General features: G+C 35.4%; 17 protein-coding genes. 8 read left to right on the top strand and 9 right to left on the bottom strand.

Annotation, left to right across the window (positions count from 1 at the left end; genetic code table 11):
* Positions 1–133: 133 nt before the first annotated feature.
* From PSA_RS02615 to PSA_RS25060, 9 genes are all read right to left on the bottom strand, one after another.
* Positions 134–964, bottom strand: a complete 831-nt coding sequence (locus tag PSA_RS02615) for a CZB domain-containing protein (RefSeq protein ID WP_042152838.1) — start codon at positions 962–964, stop codon at positions 134–136.
* 486 nt (positions 965–1,450) lie between these two features.
* Positions 1,451–3,544: a GNAT family N-acetyltransferase gene (locus tag PSA_RS02625; RefSeq protein WP_052380267.1), complete on the bottom strand. Its 2,094-nt coding sequence runs from the start codon at positions 3,542–3,544 to the stop codon at positions 1,451–1,453.
* Positions 3,544–5,709 (bottom strand): DNA helicase II, encoded by a 2,166-nt coding sequence (uvrD, locus tag PSA_RS02630; protein WP_042152832.1) that lies wholly within the window; start codon positions 5,707–5,709, stop codon positions 3,544–3,546. The genes PSA_RS02625 and uvrD overlap by 1 nt, the downstream gene beginning before the upstream one ends.
* 137 nt (positions 5,710–5,846) lie before the next feature.
* Positions 5,847–6,563 carry an HAD-IA family hydrolase gene (locus PSA_RS02635; protein ID WP_042152829.1) on the bottom strand — a complete coding sequence of 239 codons (717 nt, stop codon included), beginning with the start codon at positions 6,561–6,563 and terminating at the stop codon, positions 5,847–5,849.
* A 9-nt stretch (positions 6,564–6,572) separates the two neighbouring features.
* A complete protein-coding gene (xerC, locus tag PSA_RS02640; RefSeq protein WP_042152827.1) occupies positions 6,573–7,538 on the bottom strand; it encodes a tyrosine recombinase XerC in 966 nt (321 codons plus the stop codon).
* The gene (locus tag PSA_RS02645; RefSeq protein WP_042152824.1) at positions 7,538–8,149 is read right to left on the bottom strand and encodes a DUF484 family protein; all 612 of its coding nucleotides are present in this window, start codon (positions 8,147–8,149) and stop codon (positions 7,538–7,540) included. Before PSA_RS02645 ends, xerC begins: the two co-directional genes overlap by 1 nt.
* Before the next feature lie 12 nt (positions 8,150–8,161).
* A complete protein-coding gene (dapF, locus tag PSA_RS02650; protein ID WP_042152822.1) occupies positions 8,162–8,992 on the bottom strand; it encodes a diaminopimelate epimerase in 831 nt (276 codons plus the stop codon).
* The gene (gene lysA / locus PSA_RS02655; protein ID WP_042152819.1) at positions 8,986–10,245 is read right to left on the bottom strand and encodes a diaminopimelate decarboxylase; all 1,260 of its coding nucleotides are present in this window, start codon (positions 10,243–10,245) and stop codon (positions 8,986–8,988) included. Before lysA ends, dapF begins: the two co-directional genes overlap by 7 nt.
* Positions 10,246–10,416 (bottom strand): lipoprotein, encoded by a 171-nt coding sequence (locus PSA_RS25060; RefSeq protein WP_127924248.1) that lies wholly within the window; start codon positions 10,414–10,416, stop codon positions 10,246–10,248.
* Between the two features lie 211 nt (positions 10,417–10,627).
* On the opposite strand from PSA_RS25060, the gene cyaY reads away from it, so the two are divergent.
* The 8 genes from cyaY to PSA_RS02695 all read left to right on the top strand — a co-directional run bounded on the left by cyaY (position 10,628) and on the right by PSA_RS02695 (position 19,534).
* Positions 10,628–10,954 (top strand): iron donor protein CyaY, encoded by a 327-nt coding sequence (gene cyaY, locus PSA_RS02660; RefSeq protein ID WP_042152816.1) that lies wholly within the window; start codon positions 10,628–10,630, stop codon positions 10,952–10,954.
* 25 nt (positions 10,955–10,979) lie between these two features.
* Complete coding sequence (locus PSA_RS02665; RefSeq protein WP_042152814.1) at positions 10,980–11,636, top strand: alpha/beta hydrolase; 657 nt, start codon at positions 10,980–10,982, stop codon at positions 11,634–11,636.
* 8 nt (positions 11,637–11,644) lie between these two features.
* Positions 11,645–12,436, top strand: coding sequence for a DUF2914 domain-containing protein (locus tag PSA_RS02670; RefSeq protein ID WP_042152810.1), 792 nt, complete (start codon positions 11,645–11,647; stop codon positions 12,434–12,436).
* Positions 12,437–12,523: 87 nt separating this feature from the next.
* A complete protein-coding gene (gene hemC, locus PSA_RS02675; RefSeq protein WP_042152807.1) occupies positions 12,524–13,465 on the top strand; it encodes a hydroxymethylbilane synthase in 942 nt (313 codons plus the stop codon).
* Positions 13,466–13,606: 141 nt separating this feature from the next.
* A complete protein-coding gene (locus tag PSA_RS02680; RefSeq protein WP_042152804.1) occupies positions 13,607–15,451 on the top strand; it encodes a uroporphyrinogen-III C-methyltransferase in 1,845 nt (614 codons plus the stop codon).
* The gene (locus PSA_RS02685; RefSeq protein WP_052380266.1) at positions 15,448–16,569 is read left to right on the top strand and encodes a heme biosynthesis HemY N-terminal domain-containing protein; all 1,122 of its coding nucleotides are present in this window, start codon (positions 15,448–15,450) and stop codon (positions 16,567–16,569) included. Before PSA_RS02680 ends, PSA_RS02685 begins: the two co-directional genes overlap by 4 nt.
* Before the next feature lie 95 nt (positions 16,570–16,664).
* Positions 16,665–17,654, top strand: coding sequence for an adenosine deaminase (gene add / locus PSA_RS02690; RefSeq protein ID WP_042152799.1), 990 nt, complete (start codon positions 16,665–16,667; stop codon positions 17,652–17,654).
* Between the two features lie 230 nt (positions 17,655–17,884).
* A complete protein-coding gene (locus PSA_RS02695; RefSeq protein ID WP_042152797.1) occupies positions 17,885–19,534 on the top strand; it encodes an SUMF1/EgtB/PvdO family nonheme iron enzyme in 1,650 nt (549 codons plus the stop codon).
* Positions 19,535–19,561: the final 27 nt, after the last annotated feature.

Genomic DNA, 19,561 nt, shown 5'->3' on the forward strand with positions numbered 1-19,561 from the left:
AGGCTCCACTCTCATAATCACAAGAAAGCCGATACAGAAATGTATCGGCTTTTTTGTTTTTTTATGTTTATAGTTTTTATATAAACAAGCACTAAACAGTAAGGGGGAATACTCGCTTATGGATCATACTATTTTAATCTACTACTTCAGGCTCAGGTCTTTCAGATTTTTCTAAGAAAATTGCTGATGGGTCTATTATCACGCTATGAATTTGCTCCATTTTTATTAGGCCTCTCATCATGTTTCTTGTTTGTGGATCGATATCGAATCCAACGCTTGTAAGTTTTTCTAACGGCTTAATATCTTCTTTATTAACATTGACACTTTGGCCTACTTTATCGACTAACAATCCTATATGAGGGTGAACGCCATCAGGTGTTGTAAATATTATAATGGGTTTGTAATCTAGCATGACTTGTTCTTTTGCTGATTCAAATAACCTTAGTAGAAATGTATATGTAGTCCGTTTTTCTTGCTCAAAAATTTTTAGGGCTTCTTCTTTATGTCCTTGTTCAACTTTGCTTAATAATTCATCTGCAAGCTGATGGATTCTATTATGGGGTTCTGTAAATCTTTCGAGAATTAGTTGAAGATCTTCATCATCAGTTTTAAATTTGTCATGCCATTGTCCAAATGAACATTTATGGGGATCTCTTGCACCATCGAAAGTTACATTGTTTACTAAGCTATTTTCCAGCGATTGTATCCATTCTATATGCTCTTTTTCTCTAGCTTGTAGTAATTCTGCTAATTCTGCATTTGTTGTATAGGTTGACTCGCCATTTAAAATAAGTCCTAAATCAAATACAGGTGTGGGTGTTCCCATATAATCTTTTATGCCAATAAAGCTTTTATTTTTATTTGGTAATTTTGTTAGAGCATCTTCAAATCTTTCAGTTACAAGAATATCTAGGATTTTAAGAGAGATAGTTTTTGAGCCAACTTTAAAGTTTATAAAGTCCATTGCTTCCCCTGCTAATTATTATTTTCCGCCTGACGAATTTAAAGCATAGCGCAGGTTAATAAATTTGCAGGGTTATTGAAAAGAAAAATAGATTGTTTTTAGGGGATTAGATGTTTTCTTTTTTCAAAGCCTAATAAACTTAAATCTATTGCTCTAAGTGACTTTAGCAAACAACTTCTTGTTAAATCTGCTTTGCACTTATTGACAGCAGTATGAAATATATAGGCATTAAGATAACCTTCAAATTGAATTTGGCTTGTTTCCTTATAACCGGCTACTTTCATATCTAAATTAAATTGTTTACAAATCGTCAGTGCACACTTTGTAACCTTGGTAAATCTGTAACCCAAGTTCAGCACTTGGTCCTAGAGTCACATTAGACATGCCAAGCAATATTTCTCTATCGTTTACACCTGTTTCTGATATTGCATTTTTACATAATAAGAAAAGGGTAATAAATAAAATTTTTTTATAATTGATTTACCTTTATTTTAATAAGCCAATAAACTCAGAGATTGCGGTTTTAATATCAGACGAAAGTTGTTTTTTTCCTTTGATCAACATTTCTTTTTGTATAACTTCGATGCTTTGATTTTGTAATATTAGTCTAATAATCAACTCTTGTGTAAATGTATTACACATAACAATTAGTGGTATGTTTTGCCATATGACACGCCATAAATTAGGTACAACTTGTTCCAGACTATGTTGGGCTCCTAAATAGCGTTTAATATCAGCTAAATCATGCTCAAGGCCTGCAATATTACTTGGTGATAAATATTTTAACAGCTCTACAACAAGAGCCGCGTTAAGCGTATTAAAACTATGTATTAAATAAAGAGGTAACTGATGGCTGAGTTGTTGCTTTAGTTCTTGGATTGGAATTTGGCTAGTAGAGTTTAGCGACTTTAAAACCAAACATGCATGTTCGCCGCTTACTTTATCTTTCTTGAAACCAACTTTTACTATTCGGTAATTTAAATTTTGCCAAAAGCTTAGTAATGAAGCATAACCTCCAAAACTGGCTCCAATCGCTTTTACTTGTGTGCTAAGGCTTGATTCAATATGTTGGAGTAATTGACTACCAAAATTATTTCGAGTTAATTTTGGGTGCACAGCTATGCGTATAATACGAGCAACTTTATTTTTTAAAAAATAATCTGAGTTGTCTAGTTGAGCGATAGATTGCGCTAGTAAATGACCTTTAGGTCTACGTGTTCCGTTTAGTATTTCAGCACTCAATTGTTCTGATAGTTGGCCTTCAATAGCAACTAACGCAGCTGCTATGATGATATCTTCTTTTAGAGAAATAAAAATTTTTATTTGATTACCATCAAGCATTTGGCGTAAATCGTTTACTGTCGTTTGGTAATGGGCTAATACGAGCAAACCAAAAACTTGATTTAATAAGGTTTCATTTTGAGATAGTTCTTTTTGGTTGATCTCTTTTATCTGAATATTTTCAAATCGCTCGGGTAAGTCAACAGAGCAGTCAGCTTGCAAGCACAGTAGCTGATTGATTGTATTTTCTAAAGGGTCGTTTAGAGCAAACCTTATTGGTGTATTTAAAAAAGTATTTTGCCAATCTTTATAGTGTTTATTTAAATATGGAATAAATCTTAATGTAAATCCGCGTCCTGTGCCTTCATATCCATATATGGTTGTTGCAAATACAACTCTTGGGTAAAGTTTTAATATTTTTTGTAATATAGGTACAGGTAAAGCTGCGGCTTCATCAACAAAAACTCCATCGGCTTGATGGGCTTCATTAATTAATTTATCTGGCGCAATAAAACTTAAATTTGCTAAAGTATTTTCACCAGTCTTATAGTTTTGCTCTGTGGCTAATGCTAAGTGTTTAAATGCAGACTCTACAGATCTACGTTGTGTCGCGCTTATAATGACTTTCTTATTATTTTTAATTAATGCGGCAGCCGCTAAGCCCAAAGCAGATGATTTACCTCTTCCTCTGTCAGCCGTTATTAATAAAGGTCTATTTGCTCTACCTAAAATTGTTTTAGTGATGGCTTCAATACAAGTTAGTTGTTTAGAAAGATTAGGTTGTTCTGGGACTAATTCTATTTTAGGTAATTGCCAACCATTTTTTTGGTCCAACTTAATACAAAGTTGATTATCAAGTTGCTTGCTGAATCTTTGATTAAAATAGCTAATTAGGTTTGATTTTATTTCAGCGGATTGAAAAGTTTGAAACTCAGGATCTACAAAGGTATTAAGCAGTTTTAGTTCTGGTTGTATTAAAATTAAAACGCCACCTGCAGTGATGGTACCTGCAAGGGCTGCTAACTTATCAGGTGAGATCCCTTGATAACCATCATAAAGGCCGACTTGATATTCTTGGCCTAAAATTTGGTGGTTATGTTCGGGCCAATTAGCATCTAATAAATCTTTATTTCGACTTATAATACATCTGCGACCTTTTAGTTGTTCTATCAGTCTATTTGCTTGAAGCGTGGTCCAATCTTGAGAACCTGTAAGCAACAATAACTGCCTATGCCTATTGTTATTTAAATTTTCAAAATATGCGGTGACATTCATTGGCAATATTGTTGCTGAGTTCATTATAAAGCCTGTAACTTAGCGTATGAAGTCACTAACCATTTACTGCCAACATCTAAGAAGTTCACCTGAACTCTCGCTTGAGGCCCTGAACCTTCGTAGTTAAGAACTGTGCCTTCACCAAATTTTTTGTGAATCACTCTTTGACCTAGTTTAAAACCAGTTTCTTCAAAAGCGGCACTGGTGACAGTATTGCTAAAGCGGTTACTTGCTTGAGGTTTGATCACTTGTGTTTTTATGCGAACTTCTTCAATGCAGTCATCCGGAATCTCGCGTAAAAAACGTGATGGTGAATGATATTTCTCTTGGCCATATAAACGGCGGCTTTCGGCATGACTTATATATAGCTTTTGCATTGCTCGTGTAATACCAACATAACATAAGCGACGTTCTTCTTCTAAACGTTCAGAATCATCATGACTTTGCTGTGATGGGAACATGCCTTCTTCAACACCTGCCATAAATACTAATGGAAATTCTAGTCCTTTTGCTGAATGTAATGTCATCATTTGAACAGCATCATCGTGCTCATCAGCTTGTCCTTCACCTGACTCTAATGCTGTATGTGATAAGAAACCAGAAAGTGGTGAAGAGAACTCTTCATCTTCAGGCATTTCAAACTGTGAACAGGCATTAATGAGTTCTTCTAAGTTTTCTACACGTGCACGTGCTTTTTCGCCTTTTTCAGCTTGATACATTGCCATTAAGCCTGAATGATTAATTGCAAATTTAGCTTGTTCAGCAAGTTCTGAGTTTTGGATTTGTTCTTCTATATGACTGATCAAGGCGATAAAACTACCTACAGCATTAGCTGCGCGACCAGTAAGTTGCTTTTGATCGATCAAGCTTTGCGCTGCATACCATAAAGGTAGTGATTCAGACCGTGCGCAATCACGAATTAAACCGATACTTTTATTGCCGATACCACGAGTTGGTGTATTAATTATACGTTCAAATGCGGCATCATCTTGACGGTTATTGATCAAGCGTAAATAAGACAATGCATCTTTGATTTCTTGACGTTCGAAAAAGCGCATACCGCCATAAATACGGTATTTTAAACCTTCTTGCAGCATTGCTTCTTCTAAAATACGAGATTGTGCATTGCTTCGGTATAAAATAGCGGTATCAGTTAAATCTTTGCCTTTGCTTTTCCATTCACTGATTTTGCTAACAATAAATCGCGCTTCATCTAGCTCATTAAAAGCCGCATAAATAGAGATTAATTCGCCTTCGTTATCTTCAGTCCATAAATCTTTACCCATACGCTCTGAGTTGTTGGCGATTAAGGTATTTGCTGCTTTTAAAATGGTTGCTGTTGAACGGTAGTTCTGCTCTAGTCTTATAGTCTCAGCACTAAAGTCTTGTAAGAAACGGCGAATATTTTCAATTTTAGCACCACGCCAACCGTAAATAGATTGATCATCATCACCAACCGTCATTACATGGTTTTGTTTACCGGCAAGCAGTTTTAACCATGCGTATTGTACGGTATTGGTATCTTGGAATTCATCTACTAAAATATGTGGGAATCGGTCTTGGTAATGGCGTAATAAACTTTGGTTATTATTTAACACTTCATAACAACGTAAAAGAATTTCAGCAAAATCTACTAAACCAGCGCGATCACAGGCTTCTTGATAAGCGGTATAAATTCTTAGTAGCATTTGCTCGTTAGGGTCATAGGCTTTGATATCTTTAGGCCTTAAACCTTCATCTTTTTTAGCGCCTATGTACCAAGTTACTTGCTTAGCGGGCCATTTTTTATCATCAATATTTAAGGCTTTAAGCAATCTTCGTATCATTCTGATTTGATCGTCAGAGTCTATTATTTGAAATGATTCAGGCAGATTTGCTTCATTATGATGGGCGCGTAAAATTCGATGTGATAAACCATGGAAAGTACCTATCCACATACCACCAATTGAGCTTTTTATCGTTTCTTCTACACGTCCACGCATTTCTTTAGCGGCTTTATTAGTAAAAGTTACTGCAAAAATACTGTATGGAGATGCGTTTTCAACTTGCATTAACCAAGCGATACGGTGAACTAAAACTCGGGTTTTACCTGAGCCTGCACCTGCTAATACCAACATATTTTGCAAAGGTGCTGCTACGGCATCTCGTTGTTTATCGTTTAAGCCATCAAGTAATTCAGATACGTCCATTAGTGCCACCAAAGTTGTCATTTAATAGATTTGCTTTGCAATTCTATTGAGCCACTAGGTGGCATTAATAATTGCTGCTATGATACAACAGGAGCCTTAGGCAGTTCAAATAGAATACTGTTTTTATAAACAGGTATTCATTTAAGTAGCATTTCTAGCTGAAGAATATTACTGATCTCTATATCTGCTAAGCCCTTATAACTTGTTTTTATCGGGTCATCATTCAACCAGCAAGACATGCAACCATTATTATTAGCGCCTTGAATATCTGAATCTAAATTATCACCAATGTGTAAGATATTTTCTAACTTTACATTTAATTTATCCGCTGCGAGTTCAAACATATCAGCTGCTGGTTTTTGTGCGCCATCAAAGCCCGCCATAAGTAAAAATTCAAAGCTGTCTTTTAAGCAGAACTTACTGATATCAACATTGCCATTGGTAATCGCTATTAATGTGTATTTTTGACTTAAATTTTTAAGTAAAGCTAATACTTCTGGTGCAACAACAACTTGGCTTCTGGCTATAATAAATGCTTGATAAGCCGCTTTACTATGACGTTCACTTTCTTGGTCGTTATGACCTAAAGATGTAAAAGCATAGTGTAGAGCGTGTTGGCGTAATAAAGTCACATTTTGTTCTATTCCAGGAGTATTATTTTGTGCGGCTATTCTGCATTTTTCCCAAAAGTCAGCACCTTGCTCTAGCCATTTATCGCCAACAGTTGGGATTTGTTTTATGTAATTAAACTGTGCATCAAGTGCCGCTTTAATAATAGGTTTGTTATTGTAAAGTGTATCGTCTAAATCAAAACTTAATACTTTTATGTCATTTAGTTTTCTAGAAATTTTCATGTAACTCTCTTATTTTTTACTATCAAGCTTTTTAGCTCTCGGGTGGCTTTTGTCATAAACCCGCGCTAAATGTTGAAAATCAAGGTGGGTATATACTTGAGTAGCAGATAGACTGCTGTGACCTAATAGTTCTTGAACTGCCCGTAAATCACTACTTGATTCTAATATATGAGAAGCAAATGAATGGCGTAATTTATGAGGATGAATAGCGGCCGAAATACCTTGCTTAATTCCCCATTGCTTCATTCTTTCACGTACTTGGCGAACAGATATTCTATTTTTACGTTTACTTAAAAATAGTGCTATTTCATTAGGTTTTGCAAATTCTCCGCGACATTTCAACCAATCATTTAATGCATTTAATGCTTTGCTACCGACAGGAATCACGCGTTCTTTATTACCTTTACCTAATACGCGAATTTCTGCTTGTTTATATTTTATGTCTTTTAAATTAGCATTAACTAACTCACTGATCCGTAACCCTGATGAATACATCAATTCCATCATCGCTTTATCTCTAATAGCTAAACTATCTTCAGGCGGAATTTCTAGTAGTTGATTCATTTGATCTACATCGAGATTTTTTGGTAAAGGTTTTTCGAACTTAGGGCCTTTAATCGCTTCAGCTGGATTGTTAAGTGGTGTTACTGATTGCTTTTTTTTGCCTGAGCGTTGTATTTTTAGTGCTTGTAGGTATTTATATAAACTGCGTATACATGAGAGCTTTAAATTAATCGTTCTACTACTCAGGCGTTTTGCTTTTAGTTGCATACTAAAGCTGCGAATATGCTCAGGCTGTACTTTTAGCCAGTTTTCAGCTTGATGTTGTAAAAACTCAGCGGCTTGTTTTAGCTGAGTTTGATATTGCAATAACGTATGTTCGGAGTAATTTTTTTCAATTTTTAGATATTGAATAAAAGCATCAATGGGGTTTAGCCATTGTGCTGGAATTGGAGTTGATTGGCTGGCTTCCACTAGTTCAGTTCAATGAGTTTAATTTTTAAGGAGTGAATAAATTCATCGATGAAAATGTTGTCATGTGATGGTGTGAAGTGCAGAGGGTCATCACTCGAAAAAGCTAATAAGCCTAATGGATTATCGATTTCACCTATTAAGTACAATGCGATTGATTGGCAGTTTTCATTCAATAACAACGCAACTTCATCTTGGCTTGTTCTTCCTAAATAATGTTTTGAGTCTTGTAATCTATGCTCAATGACAGTTTTAAGTTCAGGTTTATAACGCAATAATCTAGACTCTTTAACATTTAACGCTTTGCTTATAGTTGCGTTTAACTGCTCCTTTAGTTCATTAAAGTCGTTTATAAGCATTAAATCACGCTGACATGCACTGAAAGTTTTAAAAATAGATTCATTTGCTTTAGCTGTTTGTATTAACGAAGCTAAATTTTCTTTTAAATCTTGGTTTTTTTGTCTCAATATTTGTTGCTGGCGTATTGCTAAGGAAACCGTACCACTTTGCTGAGAAATGACATCTAACTGATCAAGCAAGTCAGGGTTATTTTTTAAAAAGTCCGTGTTTTGTTTTAAATACGCTACTACTTGCTGCTCAGATAATGTGTTCATATTTATACTTCTCTAAATCGCTATTTGGCCATCAAATACGTGTTCTGCAGGTCCCGTCATTTTTACCGTTTGGTTTTCACCATGCCAACGCACTTGTAAAGTGCCACCTGGTAAATCAACTTGAACATGGGGATCTAGTTTATTTTGAACTTGACCGATCACTGCTGCTGCACATGCACCACTACCACAAGCTAAGGTCTCCCCTGCGCCACGTTCCCAAACTCTAAGTTTGATATGTTCACGACTTAAAATTTGCATAAAGCCAATGTTAGCTTTTTCTGGAAAGCGTTCATGGTTTTCTAGTAAAGGACCTAATAATTCAACTTCAGCAGTTTCGATGTCATCTACTTCTACAACACAGTGAGGATTACCCATTGAAACCGCACCACTAAAAATAGTGTGTTCATCTGCTCTGAAAATATAAGTCGCTTCACGCTTACTTGCTTTAAAGGGAATTCTACTAGGCTCTAATTTAGGCTGTCCCATATTGACACTAATTTGACCGTCTTTTTCAATATATAAAGTCATATTACCGCCTTTGGTAGAAACGGCGATTTTATGTTTATTGGTTAAACCTTTCATGCGAACAAAGCGTGCAAAACATCGTGCGCCATTACCACATTGAGCAACTTCAGAGCCATCAGCATTGAAAATACGATAATGGAAATCTAGGTCAGGATCATAAGGTGCTTCCACCATTAATAACTGGTCAAAGCCAATACCGAAGTTTCTATCGGCAAGTTTACGGATTTGATCTTTTGATAAAAATACGTTTTGAGTAATGTTATCAACCATCATAAAGTCATTACCCAAGCCGTGCATTTTTGAAAAATTAATTAGCATGGTAGTAAGCTCTCTCCTTGATATAGTTGCTCTATGGTTTCGCGTTTACGTACCTCATGTACTTTATCACCGTCGACCATGATCTCACACACTCGCGGTCTCGAATTGTAATTTGAACTCATTGTAAATCCATATGCTCCCGCACTGCGAACAGCTAATAAATCATTTTGTATGAGTGCTAAATCACGATCTTTACCTAAAAAGTCTCCGGTTTCGCATACTGGGCCCACAATATCGTAATTATATGTTTGTGAATTTTGTTCAGGCTTAAGGTTAACAGGAATAATATTTTGCCAAGCTTGGTAAAGAGAAGGTCTTAATAAGTCGTTCATACCGGCATCAACAATTGCAAAGTGTTTATCTTGATTTTGTTTTAGGTATTCAACTTTAGTTACTAAAATACCTGAATTGGCAGCAATTGCGCGACCAGGTTCAAATATAAGTTCTAACTCAGGCAAGTTGATTAGTTTTTCATTAATTTTATCAACATAAATACTTGGGTGAGGCGGTTCTTCACCTTGATAAGGCACACCAAGACCACCACCGACATCCAAGTGAGAAATCTTAATGCCTAATTGAGATAACTCTTCAATTAATTTTAATATTTTATCTAAGGCTGCAAGAAAAGGTGTGACTTCAGTTAACTGAGAACCAATATGAAAGTCTATACCTTGAATGGATAACCCAGGTAATTGAGATGCCTTTTTATAAACTTCAACAGCTTGGTTTATATCAATACCAAATTTATTCTCTTTAAGACCTGTTGAGATATAAGGATGTGTTTTTGCATCAATATCCGGATTAACACGTATGGAAATAGGCGCAATAACATTTAGTTCAGATGCAATAGCTGAAATATTATGAAGCTCAGCGATAGACTCAACATTAAAACACTTAATGCCTAACTCTAAAGCGTAAACAATTTCTTCTTTGGTTTTAGCTACGCCAGAAAAAACAACTTTTTTAACGTCACCACCGGCTGCAACTACTCGAGCTAACTCGCCTTGAGATACAATATCAAAACCCGAGCCTAATTTAGCTAATATATTTAATACTGCGATGTTAGAATTTGCTTTGACCGCATAACACACTAAGTTTTTATGTGCTTTGGCTGCATCAACAAAAGCATTATAGTGACGCTCAAAAGTTGCACGAGAATAAATATAACAAGGAGTTCCGAATTGCTGGGCAATATCGTTTATGTCTACATCTTCAGCATAAAGGTGCTGTGAACGATAATTAAAATAATCCATTTATTTGTCCTGTTTATCTTTGTTTTGCTGATTTTCTTTTTTTTCTTCAGCTTTAACTTTAGGTTTTTCTTGTGTTTCTTTTGGTAAATAAAGGTCACCGGTTTGACCACAAGCACCTATAAATAATAAGCATGAAAATAGTATGATATGGCTATATTTTATTCTTTGCATAAGTTTTCTTTAGATCAAAGTATTTACTCTTTATAATCGCAGAGTAACAGAAAAAATTGTAAATGCAGACAGTCGAGCAGGCTTTTTTTTATCTCGACATGAAAACTAAGTTTATATAAAGAAAATCCTATCGAATGAGCATAAATCATTGGATTATAGGAATGTTCTTATTTTATTAAAATTATCAATATGAAGCGTATTAGGAAGTAAAATGACAGACAATGAATATCACGAACTTGTAGATGCAGTTTTATTGACTATTGAAGAACAAGTTGATGATTTTGAAGCTGATTTAGATTACGAATCAGCACCGAGTATTTTAGAAATAATTTTTCCTGATAAAAGTAAAATAATTCTAAATAAACAAGCACCTCTACATCAGTTATGGGTGGCAACTAAATTTAATGGCCATCACTTTGAGTTTAATGGCACGCAATGGATCGATAATAGAAGCCAAGCAGAATTTTGGCAATTTCTATCTGAAGTATCTAGCCAGCAGGCGGGTGTCGAAATTAAGTGGTTGTCAGAATTAAAATAATAAAAATTTAAAAGAGAGATAAAGAATGAGTTTAAAATCGGTTATTTGTGAGCCACAAGGACAGCATAAAGCAACAGTTATTTGGTTACATGGCTTGGGTGATTCTGGTGACGGTTTTGCGCCAATTGTGCCACAGTTGGAAATTCCAAATGAAATCGGTGTTAAATTTATTTTTCCTCATGCGCCAATTCGTGCTGTAACAATTAATAATGGCATTGAAATGCGAGCGTGGTATGACATCGTTTCTTTTGATCTAGATAAACGCGCTGATGAAATAGGTGTGAGAGAATCATCTGCACAGGTAGCAGAAATCATAGAGCAAGAAATGGCTCAAGGCATTGAAGCTAATAAAATAATTTTAGCTGGTTTCTCTCAAGGTGGTGTAATTGCATTACATTTAGCACCTAGATTAAAGCATAAACTTGCAGGAGTTATGGCGTTATCAACTTATATGTGTGCACCACAAAAGTTTAACGATGAAGCAATACAAAAAGATTTAACTGTATTGATGGCACATGGTTCACAGGATGAAGTAGTTCCTATGTTTGCTGGTAAGCAAGCGCTAGATGTAATGCAAAGCGCTGGTTTAGAAGTTACTTGGCATGATTACCCTATGGGGCATCAAGTATGTGGTGAAGAAGTTATGGTAATTCGTAATTGGTTAATTGAGCAACTTCAATAAGGTTTTTTGTGAGTCAAAAAATAACAATCACAACTAAGATACAAAAAGAGACTGGTGCCATTGATAAAGTTGAATATCAATGGCATTGGAATCGCATTGTGTTAGTTTGTTTTTCTCTAGTCGTTATTTCAGCCTGCATTATTTGGGCTCTATCGTCGGGAGTTTCGGCAAATAAAACTCTCATAAGTTCTCAAGAAAAAGAGCGAGTAGTTACTCATAAAGTTGTGCCGGTTGATAATCATGAAAAAGCTAAAACAATTGAACTGGCGCAAATACAAGATCAACAAGTTGTGATTTTAGATGCCAAAAATGAAATAGAAGAAAAGCTGGCTCCTGAAATTGTAAAGGCTGTAGAAGTTAAGAAAGTAGATGAGCCTAAAGATACAGTTTTAAGAGATACTCAGGTAATGCATGTATCAACATTAATTCCGCAAAGTCATTTATCAAAAATATCACATGGTGGTTCAATTGATACTGACTTTGTAACACGAGCGGTATTAACAACGGCAGTTGTAAATAAAGAACCGGTTGATGTACTAGATGCACAGGTATCTCTTTTTAGCATAAATGAAAAGTTATTCTTTTTTACTGAAGTGAATAACATGAAGTCGCAAACAGTTTTTCATCGTTGGTTTTTTGAAAATACTTTAATGGCTGAAGTTGAACTCGATATTTTCAGCACAAGGTATAGAACATATTCGTCAAAAAAGATAATGACAAAGCAAAGGGGTAACTGGCGTGTTGAGCTAGTTAATTCAAATCAAAATATTTTAGCAAGTAAGTCATTTCATATTAAATAATGACTCGAGTGTAGTTTATATCACTGCGCTGTTTTAACGCACAATGAAGCATATATATTAATTTTAAGATTTATTGAAAGGTACACTATGACAACTGCAACAAAAACAGTATTAAGAATAGCGACGCGTAAAAGTGCCCTTGCATTATGGCAAGCAGAATTCGTAAAAGCTGAGCTTGAAAAGTTTCATCCAGAACTAACTGTTGAATTAGTTCCTATGTCTACGCAGGGCGATAAAATTTTAGATACACCACTTGCAAAGATAGGCGGTAAAGGTCTTTTTGTTAAAGAGCTTGAGCAAGCTATGTTAGATGGACGAGCTGATATCGCGGTACATTCGATGAAAGATGTACCGGTAGAGTTTCCTGAAGGTTTAGCACTTAATACGATTTGTGAGCGCGAAGATCCAAGAGATGCGTTTGTTTCTAATACTTATAAAACATTAGATGAATTACCAAAAGGTGCAATCGTAGGTACTTCTAGCTTACGTCGTCAGTGTCAAATTAAAGCATTACGCCCAGATTTAGAGATCAGAGATTTACGCGGTAATGTAAATACACGTCTAGCAAAGCTAGATGACGGTCAATATGATGCAATTATTTTAGCTGCTGCTGGTTTAATTCGCTTAGAAATGCCAGCGCGTATTAGTGATTTTATTGGTGCTGATATTTCTTTACCTGCGAATGGTCAAGGTGCAGTTGGTATTGAATGTAGAATAGATGATGAAGCGACAAAGGCATTTTTAGCGCCATTAGAACATCATGAAACACGTATGCGCGTATTAGCAGAGCGAGCTATGAACCGTAAACTTCAAGGTGGTTGTCAGGTACCTATTGGTGCATATGCAGAAATCGTAGGTGATGATCTAACATTGCGAGGTTTAGTTGGTGCAATAGATGGTTCTGTTATTTTACAAGATTCAGTATCTGGTTCTGTTAAACAAGCTGAGCAATTAGGCGAGCAATTAGCTGATACATTATTAGAGCGAGGCGCTGATAAAATTCTTGCTGAAGTTTATCGCGACGCATAATAAACCTGCTGAGCATGGTTATTAAAGTCACTATGTTGCAAAAATATCAATGTGATTATTAATCGCAGAGCGATACTCATAAAATTCCTACAATAATGATGAAATTTAACAATGTGGGAATTTTTCATTAAGGAATAATAAATGCCTGTATTTCTCATCACTCGCCCAGAAAATAAAAATGAAAGCTTAATAAAGTCGATAGAAGAAAAAGGCTATGAGGCATTTTCATTTCCATTACTAAATTTACAAACTTTAGATGTCACATCATCTCAACTAAGCCCGCTAATTGATGCCGATAAACTTATTTTTATTTCTCAAGATGCTGTCAAATCATTAGCTGCTTTATCACCTGAAATAAGTCCAAACACCACATTTTTTGCTGTGGGCGATAAAACAGCGCAAACAATATCTGAATTGTTTAATAAAAGAGCAATTGTGCCAAAACAGCAAGATTCAGAAGGTTTATTAGCATTAAAGCAGTTACAGCAGGTAGATTCTCAAAGCATTGTATTAGCTAAAGGTAAGGGCGGCAGACCTTTAATCGCTCAAATCTTAAATAAAAGAGGTGCGAGATTAAATGCGATTAATCTTTATCTGCGTGAAAAAACGGATGGAAAGGTAAGTGATTGGTTCCAAAAGTGGCAACACCAAAAAATAGACAGTATAGTATTAACCAGTAATGCTGCAGTTGATGTCATTTTTAATGATTTAACAGTAAAAGGTATAGATTGGCTGCAAACATGCCAGTTTTACCTTGTCAGTGATAGAACTGCACAATATATAAAAACATTTAATGTGCCTATTGATAATATTCATAATTGTAATGGCGCATCAGATGAGGCTATTTTGTCAAAAATAATGAGCCAAAATAGCAAAATAAAAAATAACTTAGTTCATGCTCGTATCCAGGAGGCCTCTGCCACTATGAGTGATAAAAATATCAATGAAAAAGAAGTTAAACAGCTTGAGACGGTGACTAAACAAAGCTCAAAGCCAAAAGGTAATGCAGTTGCCATTTTATCTTTATTAATTGCTTTAGGCGCTGCTGGTGGCTTTGCGTTTAACTTTTATAGTAATAGTCAGCAACAAACTTTAGTTCAGCAACTACAAATGAATAACCAAAGTTTAGAGCAGTCGTTAAATGCTTTAAAAGCACAAATACAAAATACCAGTGCTAACTTAACGGGCGCTATAAAAAATGAATTAATCAGTCAAAAATTGCAAGTTGAAACCGCGCTAAATGCCAGTGAAAAAAATATTTCTGAGCAGCTTGAAAACAGTTTGAATGAAGTAAAAAACATTAAAGTCACTCTAAATCCACAAGAAGTGCGTAGCTTACATCGCATGGCTGAATTTAAGGCTAAAGTAGAAAAAGATTATTTAGGTGCTGTCGACATTCTAACAAGACTAGATAGTTTGTTATCTGAACACAGTGATACCAGTGAACTTCGCGCTGTGATAGCTGAAGATATACAAATGCTTAAAGGTTTAAGTAATGTAGCTGTAGAGGACTTATATTTAAAACTACATGGTTTGTTGAATCAAGTGGATGTTTTACCACTTAATATGGTGAAGTTACCTAGTTTAGTAAAAAATGCAGAGCAAGAAGTTTTATCTGAAGATATTTCTGATTGGCAGGCAAACTTAAAACATTCATGGTCTTTATTGGTTGATGATTTTATTAAAGTTAATGAAAGAACTGAAAAAATAGAGCCGCTATTAACGCAAGAAGAGCAGAGCCTAATTCGCCAGCAAGTACGTTTTTATATTTCGCAAAGTCAAACTGCATTGCAAAACCAGCAAGTTGTTATTTATAAAGCTGCTTTAGAGCAAGCAAATAAAGTATTGGTGTCATTTTTTGATACTAATTCAAGCGAAGTACAAAATGTAAATAACGAATTGAATCAACTTAAAAGTACACCACTTAATTTTAATCCACAATTAAACTTAGCTTCTAGTCAGTTAATGAAGGAGTGGTCGCTATGACAAAAAATTGGTTGGTATTATTAGCTGCAGTTATTGTATTAGCATTAGCGCCTCTAGCGATTGGTGAAAAAGGCTATGTATTAATTGCACTGAATAATTGGACAATTGAAGGCACGATTGTCAGCTTTGGCATTATGTTAGCTATGACTGGCGTAGGCATTTTTGTTGTTTATAAGCTAGTGTCATATTTATGGTCACTCTATGGCAATACTAAATTTCGCTTTACTAGTCGAAGTGAAAAAAAGAAATTAGAAAACTTACAGCAAGGTATGTGGGCAAGCTTATCGGGTGATCATACAACAGCTGCTAAATTATTATCTAAATCATCTGTACCAGATGGCTGGCAAGGGCTAAGTAAAGCGACAGCGGCAAAAGCTGCGTTAGCGCAAGGCAATAAATCTCAAGCGCTAGATTTACTTAATAATTTAGATGAGCAAGATCAAAAATATGCAGCGCAGTTATTTGTTGAATTAGAGCAAGTTGAAGTGGCGCAATTATTATTGGCTCCCGTGGCTAAAAATAAGAAAAACTCAAGCATTGAATTAAACTTATATAGTCAGCTGTTGATACAGCAAAAGAAATGGTCTGAATTAAGTGAGTTATTTCCACAGCTAGAGAAAAAGAAAGTATTAAATGATGATCAATGGTTAGCAATTTTAAAATCTTACTTCAGTGATATTAATATTGAAGAGGTTAAAAAACGATATAACCAATTAAGTAGGCATTTAAAAGCCCTTGCGAATAATATATACCTAAAAGCATTGTTAGCATTAGGTGAAAGTAAAGATATAGAAGCTGACTTGATCAAAATGCTTAAAAAAGAGCGTTATACTGAGTTATTAGATATACTCGCAGCTGCTAACAATTATCAGTGCAATAAGTTACAAAGCTTAGTGCAACAAGTTCTAAAAAAACATCCAGAACAACCTGAGTTACTGCTATGCTTGGCTTATATTGCAAAAGCACAGCAAGATAAAACGCTTGCTGCAAAAGTATTTAAAGCTGTATTTAATCAATCCGAAATATATAAACAAGCTCACTGGCGCGCTGCCGTTGCATGTTTTAATCAACATGATGATGCGCCTTTAGCGCTTACTTTATATCAAAAATATAGCTAATTCGTAGCTCACTAAACAAGCTCAAAGTCAGTTAATTTGGTTTTGAGCTATTACTCAAGTATGATCCTGAAAATTTTTAAAAGACTGAGCCAATTATGATAGATAAAACAATTCCATTACTTGATATACATCGCCACCTTGATGGTAACGTACGTCAACAAACAATTTTAGAGTTGGGTCAGCAATTCAATATTAAATTACCAGCTAATGATTTAGCTTCTTTAAAGCCTCATGTGCAAGTTTTAGAGAATGAACCTGATTTAATGGCTTTTTTACAAAAGTTAGACTGGGGCGTGGCAGTGTTAGGTAACTATGATGCATGTCGCCGTATCGCAATCGAAAACGTCGAAGACGCTTTTAACCAAGGCCTTCATTATGTTGAGTTAAGATTCAGCCCTTATTACATGGCACAAACGCAAGGTTTAAACCCGCAAGGCGTTGTTGAAGCTGTTGTTGATGGTATTAAAGCTGCTTGTGAAAAATATCCTGTAAAAGTAAAGTTGATTGGTATTTTATCTCGTACTTATGGTCAAGAAATCTGCCAACTAGAACTTGATGCATTACTAAGTTGTAAAGATGATTTAATTGCAGTTGATTTAGCGGGAAATGAGTTAGGCTTCCCTGGAGAGTTATTTGTTAGTCATTTTAATCAAGTCAGAGATGCTGGCTTAAATGTGACTATTCATGCTGGTGAAGCCGCAGGAGCTGAAAGTATTTGGCAAGCAATTAATGAGCTAGGCGCCCAACGTATTGGTCATGGTGTAAAGGCGATTGAAGACCCTCGTTTAATGGATTACTTAGCTGAGCATAAGATTGGTATGGAGTCTTGTTTAACCAGTAATATTCAAACCAGTACTGTTGCCAGTTACCAATCACATCCGCTTAAAACATTTTTAGACCATGGTATTTTGGCGTCAATTAATACTGATGATCCTGGTGTAAGTGGTATTGAAATTGGTTATGAATACGAAGTAGCTGCACCTAAAGCTGGTTTAAGCCAAGCTGATATGATTAAAGCACAAAAAAATGCACTGGAAATTGCGTTTTTAACTGCTGCCGAAAAACAGGCTCTACAGAGCTTATAGATTTAAAATCTAACTACTTAAATACCAAATAATGCGCCTATATGGCGCATTTTTTATATCTGAAATTTAAGAGTTCTATTTTATGATTTTAAATTAAACCATATATTATCAGTTGGTTGTGTTTTTTGTTTTCTATGATTTTTCTATTTTTAATGGATTATAGATTTTTATTAAGATTTATTTATGGTGTTTTTTCATTCTAGCTTCATCTTTTAAAAAGGAAGTCTAAAATGAATCTTAATAAAATAATAATGGCACTGTGTTTATCTACAATAAGTTATCAAACTTTTGCAGGTTCACCAATAGAGCCAATTATGGTTGATATTCCCAGTGGTAGTTTTGAAATGGGTAGCCTTGATGAGGAAAATGCACAGCCTGTTCATAAGGTTGTATTACCGGCTTTTAGTTTAGGTAAATATGAGGTAACGGTAAAAGAGTTTCGTCGTTTTATTGTAGCGACAAACTACCAAACTCCAACAGAGTGTTATCATCAACTTGATAGTTGGTTTATAGGTAGCACACCTGGAAGTTGGGATAATAATGAATTAACAACCAGTGAATTTCAACCTGTAAATTGTATTGGTTGGCAAGCTGCTGATGCTTACGTTAAATGGTTAGCAAAAGAAACAGGAAAGCCTTATCGCTTGCCTAGTGAAGCTGAATGGGAATATGCAGCTCGCGCAGGGACTAAAACTAAATATTTCTTTGGAGATGATTTAGCGCAAACAGAAATTTGTAAGTATGAAAATACAGCTGATCTTGCGGGTGAAAACATATTACAAAGAGATTCAAATACAAGTTACGTGAATTTTGCTAACGGTAAATCTAATTGTGTGGATCACTCAGCTTATGCAAGTATTGTTGGTATGTATAAACCTAACTCTTATGGTTTACACGATACGATAAGTAATGTGGTGGAATTTATAGCTGATTGTTATTTACCAAATTACGAAAAGGCGACATTAAATGGTCAAGCTTATATAGATGATAAGTGTGAGCGCCGAGTGACCCGTGGTGGCAGTTGGCATTGGAATACATTTCCATTAAATCAACGTACAAGTATTAGAGAAGATTTTATAGGTGGAGTAGAAGGTTTTAGAATTGCATTAGATGGTACAACTGGTGTAGAGCCTAGCTCGACTAAGCAATTTAAATCCGAATTACAATTAGCCCAGCAAACAGAGCAAAAACACCGAGATGCCAAACCTGAATATCCGAAACCTGTTACTAACCTTACAATTAAGCAAGATAAAGGCATGGTCACTTTAAATTGGGATGAAAGTACTGAAGCTGATGTGAAAAACTATCGTATTTATAGAAATTCAGGTGTTGGTAGTCTATTTAAGCTATTAGCTTCAAATATTATGGACTCAACTTTTAAAGATGCAAATGCAGATGTGCATCAATATGAATATGCTGTGGTAGCTGTAAGACAGAATCTACAAAGTGATTATAGTAACTTTGTTGCAACCAAAGCGGGTGGTTGGGTGAAAACGCCGGGAAGAATAGAAGCGGAAGCGGCAGTAAAGCTTTCAGGTACTTCGGTAGCGAGAACTTCTGATGTAGATGGTAAGTACAACCTTACAGGGGCTGGCGGTATTTCAAATGAAGCTAAGTTAGAATATCAGATTGAAGTAGTGAAATCAGGAGAGTACGTACTGAGTTATCGTGTTGCATCTCCAAGAGATACTAAAGGTTTTACTGTATTGGTTAATGGTAACAAGCATGAAGTGCAAAAAGTGACTGAAACCGGAGGTTATCATAAATGGCAAACGCAGCAAGGTGGTAAAGTTTATCTTCAAAAGGGGAAAAACAAGTTGAGCCTTAACTCTTTAGATAATAATTGGAAGTTAAACTGGTTAGCACTCAAGGAGGACTAACCTGAAAAGTTAAAAAGGTAGCTAACG

This window comes from Pseudoalteromonas sp. '520P1 No. 423', from assembly GCF_001269985.1.
In the GTDB taxonomy this organism is placed as follows: Bacteria; Pseudomonadota; Gammaproteobacteria; order Enterobacterales; family Alteromonadaceae; genus Pseudoalteromonas.

Bases quoted from the DNA above. Each gene is read 5' to 3' on its own strand.
- PSA_RS02695 (WP_042152797.1), top strand. From the start codon at position 17,885: ATGAATCTTAATAAAATAATAATGGCACTGTGTTTATCTACAATAAGT.
- PSA_RS02665 (WP_042152814.1), top strand. From the start codon at position 10,980: ATGAGTTTAAAATCGGTTATTTGTGAGCCACAAGGACAGCATAAAGCA.
- PSA_RS02680 (WP_042152804.1), top strand. From the start codon at position 13,607: ATGCCTGTATTTCTCATCACTCGCCCAGAAAATAAAAATGAAAGCTTA.
- PSA_RS02615 (WP_042152838.1), bottom strand. From the start codon at position 964: ATGGACTTTATAAACTTTAAAGTTGGCTCAAAAACTATCTCTCTTAAA.
- PSA_RS02685 (WP_052380266.1), top strand. From the start codon at position 15,448: ATGACAAAAAATTGGTTGGTATTATTAGCTGCAGTTATTGTATTAGCA.
- lysA (WP_042152819.1), bottom strand. From the start codon at position 10,245: ATGGATTATTTTAATTATCGTTCACAGCACCTTTATGCTGAAGATGTA.
- dapF (WP_042152822.1), bottom strand. From the start codon at position 8,992: ATGCTAATTAATTTTTCAAAAATGCACGGCTTGGGTAATGACTTTATG.
- PSA_RS02635 (WP_042152829.1), bottom strand. From the start codon at position 6,563: ATGAAAATTTCTAGAAAACTAAATGACATAAAAGTATTAAGTTTTGAT.
- PSA_RS02645 (WP_042152824.1), bottom strand. From the start codon at position 8,149: ATGAACACATTATCTGAGCAGCAAGTAGTAGCGTATTTAAAACAAAAC.
- PSA_RS25060 (WP_127924248.1), bottom strand. From the start codon at position 10,416: ATGCAAAGAATAAAATATAGCCATATCATACTATTTTCATGCTTATTA.
- uvrD (WP_042152832.1), bottom strand. From the start codon at position 5,709: ATGGACGTATCTGAATTACTTGATGGCTTAAACGATAAACAACGAGAT.
- hemC (WP_042152807.1), top strand. From the start codon at position 12,524: ATGACAACTGCAACAAAAACAGTATTAAGAATAGCGACGCGTAAAAGT.
- cyaY (WP_042152816.1), top strand. From the start codon at position 10,628: ATGACAGACAATGAATATCACGAACTTGTAGATGCAGTTTTATTGACT.
- add (WP_042152799.1), top strand. From the start codon at position 16,665: ATGATAGATAAAACAATTCCATTACTTGATATACATCGCCACCTTGAT.
- PSA_RS02625 (WP_052380267.1), bottom strand. From the start codon at position 3,544: ATGAACTCAGCAACAATATTGCCAATGAATGTCACCGCATATTTTGAA.